Origin of the sequence: Nocardioides sp. URHA0020 (genome assembly GCF_000620705.1) — a bacterium.
Lineage (GTDB): Bacteria > Actinomycetota > Actinomycetes > Propionibacteriales > Nocardioidaceae > Nocardioides.
The window spans coordinates 412,733-424,483 of the sequence record NZ_KK211169.1 but is presented as its reverse complement, the minus strand read 5'-3'; the positions used below and the strand labels follow the sequence as shown (position 1 = coordinate 424,483).

10 protein-coding genes are annotated in these 11,751 nt (G+C 72.8%); 4 read left to right on the top strand and 6 right to left on the bottom strand.

Features of this window, described 5'->3' with window-relative positions:
- The first annotated feature begins 48 nt into the window (after nucleotides 1-48).
- The 4 genes from N542_RS0116880 (at nucleotide 49) to N542_RS25340 (ending at nucleotide 3,303) form a co-directional block, all read left to right on the top strand.
- Nucleotides 49-414: a YchJ family protein gene (locus tag N542_RS0116880; protein ID WP_028644932.1), complete on the top strand. Its 366-nt coding sequence runs from the start codon at nucleotides 49-51 to the stop codon at nucleotides 412-414.
- Nucleotides 411-914: a GNAT family N-acetyltransferase gene (locus N542_RS0116875; protein WP_051551944.1), complete on the top strand. Its 504-nt coding sequence runs from the start codon at nucleotides 411-413 to the stop codon at nucleotides 912-914. Before N542_RS0116880 ends, N542_RS0116875 begins: the two co-directional genes overlap by 4 nt.
- Before the next feature lie 341 nt (nucleotides 915-1,255).
- The gene (locus N542_RS27940) at nucleotides 1,256-1,696 is read left to right on the top strand and encodes a pyridoxamine 5'-phosphate oxidase family protein (RefSeq protein WP_051551942.1); all 441 of its coding nucleotides are present in this window, start codon (nucleotides 1,256-1,258) and stop codon (nucleotides 1,694-1,696) included.
- A 35-nt stretch (nucleotides 1,697-1,731) separates the two neighbouring features.
- Nucleotides 1,732-3,303 carry a GAF domain-containing sensor histidine kinase gene (locus N542_RS25340; protein WP_051551940.1) on the top strand — a complete coding sequence of 524 codons (1,572 nt, stop codon included), beginning with the start codon at nucleotides 1,732-1,734 and terminating at the stop codon, nucleotides 3,301-3,303.
- An 11-nt stretch (nucleotides 3,304-3,314) separates the two neighbouring features.
- Here N542_RS25340 and N542_RS0116860 read toward each other — a convergent pair whose 3' ends face one another.
- The 6 genes from N542_RS0116860 to N542_RS0116835 form a co-directional block, all read right to left on the bottom strand.
- Nucleotides 3,315-3,968, bottom strand: a complete 654-nt coding sequence (locus N542_RS0116860; RefSeq protein WP_028644930.1) for a response regulator — start codon at nucleotides 3,966-3,968, stop codon at nucleotides 3,315-3,317.
- The gene (cydD, locus tag N542_RS25335; protein WP_036508239.1) at nucleotides 3,965-7,201 is read right to left on the bottom strand and encodes a thiol reductant ABC exporter subunit CydD; all 3,237 of its coding nucleotides are present in this window, start codon (nucleotides 7,199-7,201) and stop codon (nucleotides 3,965-3,967) included. The genes N542_RS0116860 and cydD overlap by 4 nt, the downstream gene beginning before the upstream one ends.
- A complete protein-coding gene (gene cydB, locus N542_RS0116850) occupies nucleotides 7,198-8,214 on the bottom strand; it encodes a cytochrome d ubiquinol oxidase subunit II (protein ID WP_028644929.1) in 1,017 nt (338 codons plus the stop codon). The genes cydD and cydB overlap by 4 nt, the downstream gene beginning before the upstream one ends.
- A 14-nt stretch (nucleotides 8,215-8,228) precedes the next feature.
- Complete coding sequence (locus N542_RS0116845; RefSeq protein WP_028644928.1) at nucleotides 8,229-9,683, bottom strand: cytochrome ubiquinol oxidase subunit I; 1,455 nt, start codon at nucleotides 9,681-9,683, stop codon at nucleotides 8,229-8,231.
- 412 nt (nucleotides 9,684-10,095) lie between these two features.
- Nucleotides 10,096-11,289 (bottom strand): lipid-transfer protein, encoded by a 1,194-nt coding sequence (locus N542_RS0116840; RefSeq protein ID WP_028644927.1) that lies wholly within the window; start codon nucleotides 11,287-11,289, stop codon nucleotides 10,096-10,098.
- Entirely contained in the window at nucleotides 11,286-11,738 is a 453-nt protein-coding gene (locus tag N542_RS0116835) for a Zn-ribbon domain-containing OB-fold protein (protein WP_028644926.1), read from the bottom strand. Before N542_RS0116835 ends, N542_RS0116840 begins: the two co-directional genes overlap by 4 nt.
- Nucleotides 11,739-11,751 lie beyond the last annotated feature (13 nt).

Sequence of the window (11,751 nt, the reverse complement as noted above, 5' to 3'; positions counted from 1 at the left end):
CCGAGAACGGGCTACGACTTCGTCCCGGATCCTCGTAGGGTCACCACCGTGGCCTGGCAAGAGAACTGTCCCTGCGGGTCCGGCACGTCGTACGACGCCTGCTGCGGCCGGCTGCATCGCGGGGCGGCGCTCGCCGCGACGGCCGAGGAGCTGATGCGGTCGCGCTACGCGGCGTACGCCGTCGGCGACACCGACTACGTCTTCCGCACCTGGCACCCGCGGACCCGCCCCGAGCACCTCTCCCCCGACCCGCGCCGGACCTGGACCGGGCTGACCGTCGTCGGCGCCGGGGAGGACTGGGTCGAGTTCGTCGCGTCGTACGACGTCGGTGGGGTGCCCGGCGAGCAGCGTGAGCGCAGCCGGTTCGAGCAGCGGGCAGGTCGCTGGGTGTACGTCGACGGGGACCTCGGATGACGGTGACGATCCGGGAGCGCCGTGAGTCCGACCTGCCGGAGCTGGTGGAGGTGCTCACCGCGCAGCAGGCGGCGACGCAGTACCCCTTGCGCTGGCCGCTCCCGATCCCGGTCGAGGACTTCCTCGTGCGCCCGGGCGAGGAGCGGGCGTGGGTCGCGGAGCGCGACGGTGCGGTCGTCGGCCACGTCGCCGTCCACGCGTTGGGCGGTCAGCTGCGCGAGCACTTCGTCGCCGCGCTCGGGACCGAGGACCTCGCCGAGCTGGCCGTGCTCTTCGTCGGCAGCGACACGGTTGGCACCGGGGTCGGTGGACGACTGCACGACACCGCGGTCGAGTGGATCCTCGCCTCCGGTCGCCGGCCGGTGCTCGACGTCGTGCCCGTCCACGACCGTGCGGTGGAGGTCTACCGGCACCGTGGCTGGGTCGCCGTCGGCGAGGTGCGGCCGGTCTGGTTGGCCCCGGACTTCCCGACCCTGGTGCTGATGACGCTGCGGGAGTGAGGGGTGGGTCGCCCCACCGACCCCAGGAATCCCCGGTTCACCGGGGATCGCCGCACTTCTCGGCTGTTGCAACGCCTGAGAAGTGCAGGGAGAGGCCGAGAAGTGGGCGAGGGCGGTGGGTCGTCCCACCCGCCCCAGAAATCCCCGGTTCACCGGGGATCGCCGCACTTCTCGGCCGTTGCAACGCCCGAGAAGTGCAGGAAGAGGCCGAGAAGCAGGGCTGCGACGTGCGTGCGGAGGGTCCCGCCGGCCTGAGGGCCACAAACTCGGGACCAACGGCCCTGCGGCAGCGCGCCGGCACGAAGCACCATGGTGACGGACACCCACCTGAGGAGGCTGACGTGCTCGACGTGATCGACCTGAGTCCGGTCCAGTGCGAGCAGCTGCTGCGCGCCGGGATCGCCGGACGGGTCGCGCTCTCCACCCCGGACGGCCCGCACATCGTCCCGGTGAACTTCTCCGTCGTCGGCGACGCGATCATCGTGCGGACCTCGCCGTACAGCGTGCTCGGCACCCACGGCCGCGACGCCGTCCTCGCCTTCGAGGTCGACCAGTTCGACCACGACCGGTGGCGGGGCTGGAGCGTCGTGGCCCGGGGTCGGGCGGACGTGGTCACCGATCCGCTCGACCTCGAGCGGATCCGCACCACGTGGGAGCCGCGCCCGTGGGCGGCCGGCGGCCGCAACCTCTACCTGCGCGTGCGGTGGACCGAGCTGACCGGCCGCCAGGTGGGAGCCGACTGGGATCCGCTCGAGACCCTGCCCGTACGCCGTGCGGTCTGACCGTCAGCGACGCGCCGGTGGAGCACACTGACCCTGTGCCCGGCGACGACGACCACCTGCCCACCTCCACCCGGGCGCTGCTCGAGGCCGTCACCGCCATCTCCTCCGACCTCGACCTGCACTCCGTGCTCGAGCGGATCGTCCGGGCCGCGACCGAGCTGACGAGCGCGACGTACGGCGCGCTCGGGGTGGTCGGCAGCGACGCCGTGCTCGTCGACTTCGTGACCACGGGGCTCACCGCGGAGGAGCGCACCCGCATCGGCGACCTGCCGCACGGTCGCGGCATCCTCGGCCTGCTGATCCACGACCCGCAGCCGCTCCGGCTCGACGACCTCACCCAGCACCCGCAGTCGTCCGGCTTCCCCCCGAACCATCCGCCGATGGGCTCCTTCCTGGGCGTCCCGGTCCGGATCCGGGGCACCGTCTTCGGCAACCTCTACCTGACCGAGAAGGCCGGCGGGGAGTCCTTCACCCAGCAGGACCAGCTCCTCGTCGAGGCGCTGGCGAGCACGGCCGGCTTCGTGATCGACAACGCCCGCGCGTACGGGCTCAGCGAGCGCCGTCGCGCGTGGCTCGAGGCCTCCGCCGAGCTGTCCGAGGCCATGCAGCCGCCGATCGACGTCGAGCGGGCCCTGGAGCAGTTCGCCCGGGCCGCGCGGTCGACCGCACGCGCGAGCGCGGTCGCCGTGCTGCGCCTCCAGAACGGCGTCCCGGTGCACACGATCGCCGCGGAGGCCGCTGCCGCCGACGCCGTCGAGCAGGCGCTGACGGTGCTCGCCGAGCGACCCTGGCCCGAGCCGGACGCCGTGCCGGTCGACACCGTGCTGGGCGACTTCGCCGCCACGCTGGTGCCGCTGCGCACCCACCTCGTCGCGGGCGGGCTGCTGGTGATGCTCTTCGACCGCACCTCGTCGACACCGTCGTACGAGGAGAGGTCCCTGCTGTCCTCCTTCGCCGACCAGGCCGGGCTCGCGCTCGACCGGGCCCAGGCGATCGGCGACCGTGCGGAGCTGGCCGTCACCTCCGACCGCGAGCGGATCGCGCGCGACCTGCACGACCAGGTGATCCAGCGACTCTTCGCGACCGGCCTGCAGCTCCAGGCCGCGGGGTCCCTGGTCGCGAGCCCGGAGGTCGCCGCCCGGATCGACCAGGCCGTCGACGCCCTCGACCTCACGATCAAGGACATCCGCGGCACGATCTTCGAGCTCCAGCGGCGCGACCACGGCCCGTCGCTGCGCGCCGACCTGCGGCTGCTGGTGCGGGAGTACGGCCCGGTGCTGACCTTCACCCCCGCCGTCCAGACGACCGGGCCCGTGGACACCGCCGTACCGCCCGCCATCCGCGACCAGCTGCTGCCGGTCCTGCGCGAGGCGCTGTCGAACGTGGCCCGCCACGCGGGCGCCGACCACGCCGAGATCGAGCTGTGCGTCGACGCCCACGAGGTCCGGCTCAGCGTGCTCGACGACGGGGTCGGCGTCCCCGAGGTGACCAGCGAGAGCGGCCTGCGCAACGCCCGTCGACGTGCCGCCGCCCTGGGGGGCGCGCTGGACCTCACCGCGAGACGGCCACGCGGCACGTCGTTCGTGTGGCGCGTGCCCCTGCGCTGACCTGGCGCGGCTCAGCGGGGGCCGAGCAGCCTGCTGGCGAGCACGGCGGCCTGGGTACGCCGCTCCAGGCCCAGCTTCGACAGGATGCTGGACACGTAGTTCTTGATGGTCTTCTCGGCGAGGAACATCTGCTCGCCGATCTGCCGGTTGGTCAGTCCCTCGGCGATCAGCGCGAGCAGCTTGAGCTCCTGCTCGGTGAGCTCGGCGAGCTCGGGCGCCGTCGTCTGCGGATGCCGCACCCGCTCGAGGACCCGGGCGGTCAGACTGGGGTCGATCAGCGAGTTGCCGGCCGCGACCTGACGGACGGCGGAGACCAGGTCGCTGCCCTTGATCTCCTTGAGGACGTAGCCCGCGGCGCCCGCCATGATCGCGGCGAAGAGCGCCTCGTCGTCGTCGTACGACGTCAGGATCAGCGCCTGGATCGTCGGGTCGACCGCCCGCACCGACCGGCAGACCTCGATCCCCGAGCCGTCGGGGAGCCGTGCGTCGAGGACCGCGACGTCGGGGTGCAGCGCGGGGATCCGGTGGGTCGCCTCGTCCGCCGAGCCCGACTCGCCCACGACCTCGATGTCGCCGGCGCTCTCGAGCAGGGCGCGCAGCCCCTGCCGCACGACCTCGTGGTCGTCGAGCAGGTACACGCGGATGGTCGCCGGCTGGTCGGTCATGGTCTCGTTGTACCAGTGCCCAGCTCCACGACCCGGTCGACGCGGTCGAGGCCGGCCTCGGCGTGGGTGATCCAGACGACCGTACGGCGCGGCTCGCCGTCGAGCACCTCGGCCGCGAGCGCGTCGGCGGTCGCACCGTCGAGGTGGGCCGCGGGCTCGTCGAGCACCAGCACCGGCTGGTCGGCCAGCAGCGAGCGGGCGATCGCGATCCGGGCCCGCTCGCCCCCGGAGACGCCGGCGTGCCCGTCGCCGAGCCAGCTGTCCAGCCCGTCCGGCAGGGCGTCGACCCAGGGACCGAGGCGAGCCTGCCGGATCGCAAGGTCGACCTCGGCGTCACTCGCGCCGGGGCGGGCGAGGCGCACGTTCTCGACCAGGGTGGTGGCGAAGACGTGGGGGTCGTCGTCGACCAGACCGACGGTGCGCCGTACGTCGTCCAGCGCCAGCTCGGGCAGCGCCCGGCCCCCCAGACGCACGGCGCCGCGGACCGGGTCGACGAAGCGGAGCAGCAGGGCGGCCAGCGTGCTCTTGCCGCAGCCGGTCGGGCCGACGATCGCGACGCGCTGCCCGGGCTCGATCACCAGGTCGAGGTCGCGCAGCACCTCGTGGTCGTCCCAGGCCGCGGTCACGCCGTCGACGCGCACCCCCGCGCCCGTCAGCACCGCGGGAGACGCCGGGTCCGCGACGGCCGGCGGGCGGGCGGCCAGGGCATCGAGCCGGTCCTCGGCCGCGCGGGTGCGAGCGGCGAGGGCACCGGCGTCCGCGAGCGACCCGGCGACCTCGCCCAGGGCGAGCGGCAGCAGCACGAGCAGGGCCGACATCGGCCCGGAGAGCGAGCCGTCGGCGACCGCCGGGGCGAGCACGACGGCGGTCGCGGCGACGCCGACGCCCGACGCGAGCAGCACCAGCGCGCGACCGCTGGCCAGCCAGGTCGCCGCGACGACGCTGCGCCGGCCGAGCTCCGCGCTGAGCTCCCCGACGGCGGCCAGGGCCCGGTCCTCGGCCTGCCACATGGCGAGCTCGCCGGCGGTCTGCGTGGTCTCGACGACGACCTCCGAGAGGTGCGCGCGGGCGCCGACCGCGGCGCGCTCGGCACGGGCGGCGCCGAGCCGGGCCAGCGCGTAGCCGGCGGCACCCACGAGGCAGACCCCCGCCACCACGATCGCCGCCGACGGTGCCATCAGGGCCGTGACCACCACGGCGAGCGTCGCGGTGATGGCGAACTCCCGCACCGGCATCCGCACCCGCAGCTCCCGGTCCAGCACGCTGTCGACGTCGTCGACGATCGCGGCGAGCACGTCCCCGCGCCGCCGCCCCAGCGCACCCGGCGTGAGCGGCACGACGGCGTCGTACACCTCCACGCGCCGCTGCGCGAGCATCCGGAGCACCACGTCGTGCGACCACAGCCGCTCGGCGTAGCGCAGCACCGGACGGGCGATGCCGAAGGCGCGCACGGCCACGATCGCGACGAGGAGGGTGAGGATCGCGGGCTGGTACGACGCCCGCACGATCAGCCAGCCGGCGGTGGCCGTCAGCGCGACCCCCGACGCCGAGGCCAGGCCGCCCAGGACGGTCGGCAGGAGCAGGCCCCGACGACGTTCCGGCACGGGCTCGTCGGCGAGCGTCGGTGCTCCCGCGCGCGACGGCGGGCGGGCGACCACGACGGCCGCCGGCACGGCCAGGGTGACGGTGTGGTCGGCCAGGGCGACCAGCGCGGGTCGGTGCGCGACGACGACGACCGAGGCCCTCGTGCCGAGCTCCTGGACGGTGTCGGCGATGACCTGCTCGGTGATCGGGTCGAGGTGGGCGGTCGGCTCGTCGAGCAGCACCCACGCGCGGTCGGCGAGCACCACCCGGGCCAGGGCCAGCCGGGCCCGCTCTCCGGCGGACAGGGTGTCGCCGTCCTCGCCGAGCACGGTGTCGAGGCCGGCGGGCAGGTCGCGGACGCGCTCCTCGAGGGCGACCCGGCGGAGCACCTCCCAGAGCCGGTCGTCGGGGGCGTCCGGCACGGCCAGACGCAGGTTGTCGGCCACCGTGCCGGACACGAAGACCGGGCGCTGCGGCAGCCACGCGATCCGGTCGCGGGTCGGGCCGTGGACCGTGCCGGAGGTCGGCTCGAGCAGTCCGGCGAGCACGGCGAGCAGCGTCGACTTGCCGCAGCCCGACGGTCCGGTGATCGCGGTGATGCCCCGGTCGGGGAGGTCGAGGGTGACGTCGTCGAGGGCGGGTACGGCGCGACCGGCCCGCAGCACCGACACGTGCTCGAGCCGCATGGACCCGGGCCGCCGGTGCGGTGTGGCGTCGGCGCCGTCGACCAGGTCGCTGGCGGCCTCGAAGGTCGCGACTCCCTCGGCCGCGGCGTGGAACTCCGCGCCCACCCGGCGCAGCGGCCAGTAGGCCTCGGGGGCGAGCAGCAGCACGACCAGTGCCGTCTCCAGGTCCAGGTCGCCATGGGAGAGCCGGATGCCGACGGTCACCGCGACCAGCGCGACCGACAGGGTCGCGACCAGCTCGAGGACGGCCGACGAGGCGAACGCGATCTGCAGGGTCTGCAGGGTGCGCCGGCGGTAGCGGTCGGTGATCGACCGGATCGTGGCCGACTGGGCCTCGGCCCGACGGAACGCCACCAGCGTCGGCAGCCCGCGCATCACGTCGAGGAAGTGCCCGGACAGCGACGCCAGCGCGCGCCACTGCAGCTGCGCACGGTCGCGGGTCGCGAGACCGACGAGGATGCCGAAGACCGGGATCAGCGGCAGCGTGACCAGCACGATGAGAGCGCTCATCGGGTCCTGGGTGGCGATCGCGGCCAGGGTGACGACGGGCAGCACCCCCGCCAGGACCAGTGCCGGGACGTAGCGCGTGAGGTAGGGCTCGGCGGCGGTGGCACCCCGCGTCGCCAGCCCGGCGAGCTCGCCGGTGGACCGGCCCGCGCCGCCGTCGCGCAGGATCGCACCGACCACGCGGCGGCGTACGTCGGAGCCGACGAGGGCCGCCGCCCGCGCGGCCATCGCGTCGGTGGTCCAGCCGGTCAGCGACCGGGCTGCGGCCACCGCCACGACCACCGCGGCCCAGGTCCACACCGCGCCGTCGTGCAGCACCGCCAGGATCAGCTCGGTGATCGCCCAGGCCTGGCCGACGAGCAGCAGGCTGCCGAGGCCACCGGCGACCAGCACGACGGCGAGCTGGCTGCGTGCCGGAGCCAGCTGCCGGCGTACGGCGGGATCGGTGGGTCTCATGCCACCGGCTCGGGCACGTGCTCCGCGATGTGGTGGACCGAGATCCGCTTGCGGAAGATCCAGTAGGTCCAGGCCTGGTAGCAGAGCACGATCGGGGTGAAGATCGCCGCGACGATCGTCATCACCTTCAGGGTGTACGCCGTCGCCGCGGCGTTGGTCGTGTTCAGCGAGAACGCCGGGTCCGTCGAGGACGGCATCACGTCGGGGAAGAGGGCCACGAAGAGGCCGGCGACCGCGAGCGCGATGCAGACGAAGGTGCCGAGGAAGCCCCAGCCCTCGCGACCGGCGTACGCCGCCGCGATGCCGCCGACCAGCGCCAGCGCAGCCACCACGAAGAGGACCGCCGAGCCGAGGTTGCCGGTGTGGATCTGCGCCCAGACCAGGAAGGCGACCGAGACGGCAGCGGCCACCAGGCCGAGCCGGACCGACAGCGCCCGCGCCCGGTGGCGGATGTCGCCGTCGGTCTTGAGCGCCACGAACATCGCGCCGTGGGTGAGGAAGAGGAAGAGCGTCACCAGCCCGCCCAGGAGGCCGATGGGGTTGAGCAGCGTGAAGATCGTGCCGGTGAAGTCCTTGGTCTCGTCGATCGGCACGCCGCGGACGATGTTGGCGAAGGCCACGCCCCAGAGGAAGGCCGGGACGTAGGAGCCGACGATGATCGCGCGGTCCCACCAGGAGTGCCAGGCGGCCTCGGGGCGCTGGTGCCGGTACTCGAAGGCCAGGCCGCGCACGATCAGCGCGAGCAGGATGAGCAGCAGCGGCAGGTAGAAGCCGCTGAAGAGCGTGGCGTACCACTCGGGGAAGGCGGCGAAGGTCGCGCCACCGGCGGTCAGCAGCCAGACCTCGTTGCCGTCCCAGACCGGCCCGATGGTGTTGATCATCAGGCGCCGCTCGCGGTCGTCGCGAGCGAGCACGGGCAGCAGCATGCCGACCCCGAAGTCGAAGCCCTCGAGGGTGAAGTAGCCGATCCAGAGGACGGCGATCAGGATGAACCAGACGGTGGTGAGCTCCATGTCGTCGCTCCTCTCTAGTAGGCGAACGCCAGCGGGCGGTCGTGGTCGTCGTCGCTGCCACGCAGCGTCGGGTCCGGCGGCTCCTCGAAGGGCTCCAGCCCCTTCTTGGAGAAGCGCACGATCAGGCCGACCTCGATGATCGCGAGGACGCCGTACAGGCCGGTCAGCGCGAGCAGCGAGATCCAGGCCTCGGTGGGACTGACCCCGGGCGAGACGCCCTGGGAGGTGTTCATTAGCCCGAAGACCACCCAGGGCTGGCGACCCATCTCGGTGAAGATCCAGCCGGCGGAGTTGGCGAGCAGCATCAGGATCGGCGTCGCGATCGCCATCCGGCCGAACCACCTCGTCGTCGGTGCCCTCCCCCTGCGGGTGAGGAAGAGGATCACGGCGGCGAGGAAGGCGGAGCCCATCCCGAGGCCGATCATGTAGCGGAAGGACCAGTAGGTGACCGGGATGATCGGCGAGTAGTTGCCCGACGGGTCGTAGTAGCGCGCGCCCGGGTCCTGGCCGTACTTCTCCTGGTACTGCGCCCGCAGGTCGTTGATGCCCTGGACCTCCCCGTCCCACGTGCCGGTGGCGAGGAAGGACAGCAGGTGCGGGATCTTGATGGAGAACTTCTCGGTCTGCCCGTCCGGCGTGCCGATCGTGATGACGGAGAAGGACGCCGGCGCCTCGGTGTCGTAGAGGGCCTCGGCCGCCGCCATCTTCATCGGCTGGACCTCGGTCATGATCTTGCCCTGGTAGTCGCCGCTGACGGCGACGCCGAGGCCCGCGACGAGCACCACCCAGGCGCCGAGGCGGATCGCCTTGCGGTAGGTCTGCCGGTCCTCCTGGTGCCGCTTCGAGACGTAGAGCCAGGCGGCGACGCCGACGACGAAGGCCGCACCGGTCATGTACGCCGCGAGGATGACGTGGGGGAAGGTCGCGAGCTGCACCTTGTTGAACATCACGGCCCAGAAGTCGGTGAGCTCGGCGCGACCGGACTCGGGGTTGTACCGGTAGCCGACCGGGTGCTGCATCCAGGAGTTGGCGGCCAGGATGAACCAGCTGCTCGCGAGCGTGCCCAGGTGCACGATCCAGATGCAGGCGCAGTGCAGCTTGCGCGGCAGCTTGTCCCAGCCGAAGATCCACAGCCCGAGGAACGTCGACTCGAGGAAGAACGCGAGCAGCGCCTCGACCGCGAGCGGAGCGCCGAAGACGTCACCGACGAAGCGCGAGTAGTCGGACCAGTTCATGCCGAACTGGAACTCCTGGACGATGCCGGTCACGACCCCGATCGCGAAGTTGATCAGCATCAGCTTGGCGAAGAACTTGGTCAGTCGCAGCCACGCCGGGTCCCGGGTCCGCAGCCACTGGGTCTCCATGACGGCGACCAGGGCGGTCAGCCCGATCGTCAGCGGCACGAACAGGAAGTGGTAGACGGTGATGATGCCGAACTGCCACCGAGCGATGTCCAGAATGCTGTCCACGTGGATCTCCACTCACCATTTTCCTCGGCCAAGAGCGACTGCGCCGGGCCAACGCTAGGAGCAACCCTGCTCCCCTGGCCCGGGCCGGAGGGTCCCCCGGATCGGGCCAAAGGTCCCGGATCGTGTCCCTCTCCGGAGGCTGCTCTCGGCGCTTGTGAAAACTTTCTCAAAGTCCGCCGAGCGCCGGTCACCGGGGTCGTCGGAACCCCGTCAGGTCGTGACCTGGACCACGAGACCCCGGTGGTTGAGGTGCGAGGGCCGCCAGGCCCGAGCCTCGAAACCACCCAGCCCGGTGGTTGAGGTGCGAGGGCCGCCAGGCCCGCCCGGTGGTTGAGGTGCGAGGGCCGCCAGGCCCGAGCCTCGAAACCACCCCGCCGTACGCCGCCGCCGTACGCCGCCGCGGCACGCCGCCTCAGACGCTGAGGACCACCGACGAGCCGTGACCGAAGAGCCCCTGGTTGGCGGTGACGCCGACCCGCGCGCCCTCGACCTGACGGCCGGTCGCCCGGCCGCGCAGCTGCCACGTCACCTCGCACACCTGCGCGAGCGCCTGCGCGGGGACGGCCTCGCCGAAGCAGCCGAGACCTCCGGACGGGTTGACCGGGATCCGACCGCCGAGCGTGGTGTCGCCGGCCCGCAGGAGCACCTCGGCCTCACCGCGCTTGCACAGCTGGAGGTCCTCCATCCAGTCCAGCTCGAGCGCCGTCGACAGGTCGTAGACCTCCGCGAGCGAGACGTCGGAGGGGTCGATGCCCGCCTCCTCGTACGCCGCGGCGCCGATCGACTCCTTGAAGGTCAGCTCGCCGGGAGCCACCGCGGTCGTCGCGTCGGTCGACAGGTTGGGCATGTCCATGACCGTGTTGGGGAAGGTCGGCGTGACGGTCGAGATGGCGTTGATCCGCACACCGCCACCCAGGCCGTGCCGGGCGGCGTACTCCGTCGAGCAGAGCACGACCGCGGCCGCGCCGTCGGAGGTGGCGCAGATGTCGAGCAGGTGCAGCGGGTCGGAGACGACGGCGCTGCTCAGCACGTCCTGGACCGAGACCTCCTTGCGGTAGCGCGCGTTCGGGTTCTCCAGCCCGTGCCTGGCGTTCTTGACCTTGACCCGGGCGAAGTCCTCCTGCGTCGCGCCGTAGAGGTCCATCCGCCGGCGCGCGTAGAGGGCGAAGTACGCCGGGTTCGTCATGCCGAGCAGCCGGAAGCGCAGCCAGTCCGGGTCGTCCCAGCGCTCGCCGGCGTTGGGCGCGAGGAACCCCTTCGGGGTGGTGTCGGCGCCGACGACGAGCGCGACCTCGCTCAGACCCGCCAGGATCCGGGCGCGCGCGGTGTCGAGGGCCTGGGCGCCGGTCGCGCAGGCGGCGTACGACGTCGCGACCTTCGCGCCGTTCCAGCCGAGCGCCTGGGCGAAGGTCGCGCCGGCGACGTAGCCGCCGTACCCGTTGCGCACGGTCTCGCCGCCGACGATCAGGTCGACGTCCTGCCAGGCGATGCCGCTGTCCGCGAGGGCCGCGCGGGCGGCGTGCACGCCGTACGTCACGAAGTGCTTGCCCCACTTGCCCCACGGGTGCATGCCGACCCCCGCGACGGCGACGTCGTGCGCGCTCACTGGTCGGCCTCCTGGCCCATCTCGACGACCGGCTTCCAGCGCCAGATCGTCCGGTCGCCGGTCTCGTCGACGTACAACGTCTCGACGACGAGCTCGGCCTCGGCCCCGACGTGCAGGTCGGCGACGCCGTACCCGTCCGCGACCTGGCCGAGCACGACCAGCCCCTCGGGCAGCTCGACGGCCGCAATGGCGAACGGGACGTAGGGATCGGCACTCGGGACGTACGGTGCCGGCGGCTGGTACTGCGCATCCGTGTAGGACCAGATGGTCCCGCGCCGCGAGAGCTCGGTGTCCTCGAAGGTCTCGCCGTCGCAGGCGGGGTTGCGGCAGAAGCCCGACGCCCGGGGGAAGAAGACCGTGCCGCACGTCGTGCAGCGCGTCCCGACCAGTGCCGGGGCCGGACCGGTCGTGAACCAGCCCTCGATCGCCGGGGTCGCCGTGTCCGTCATGCCAGCACCGTAC

Bases quoted from the DNA above. Each gene is read 5' to 3' on its own strand.
- cydB (WP_028644929.1), bottom strand. From the start codon at position 8,214: ATGGAGCTCACCACCGTCTGGTTCATCCTGATCGCCGTCCTCTGGATC.
- N542_RS0116860 (WP_028644930.1), bottom strand. From the start codon at position 3,968: ATGACCGACCAGCCGGCGACCATCCGCGTGTACCTGCTCGACGACCAC.
- cydD (WP_036508239.1), bottom strand. From the start codon at position 7,201: ATGAGACCCACCGATCCCGCCGTACGCCGGCAGCTGGCTCCGGCACGC.
- N542_RS0116875 (WP_051551944.1), top strand. From the start codon at position 411: ATGACGGTGACGATCCGGGAGCGCCGTGAGTCCGACCTGCCGGAGCTG.
- N542_RS0116835 (WP_028644926.1), bottom strand. From the start codon at position 11,738: ATGACGGACACGGCGACCCCGGCGATCGAGGGCTGGTTCACGACCGGT.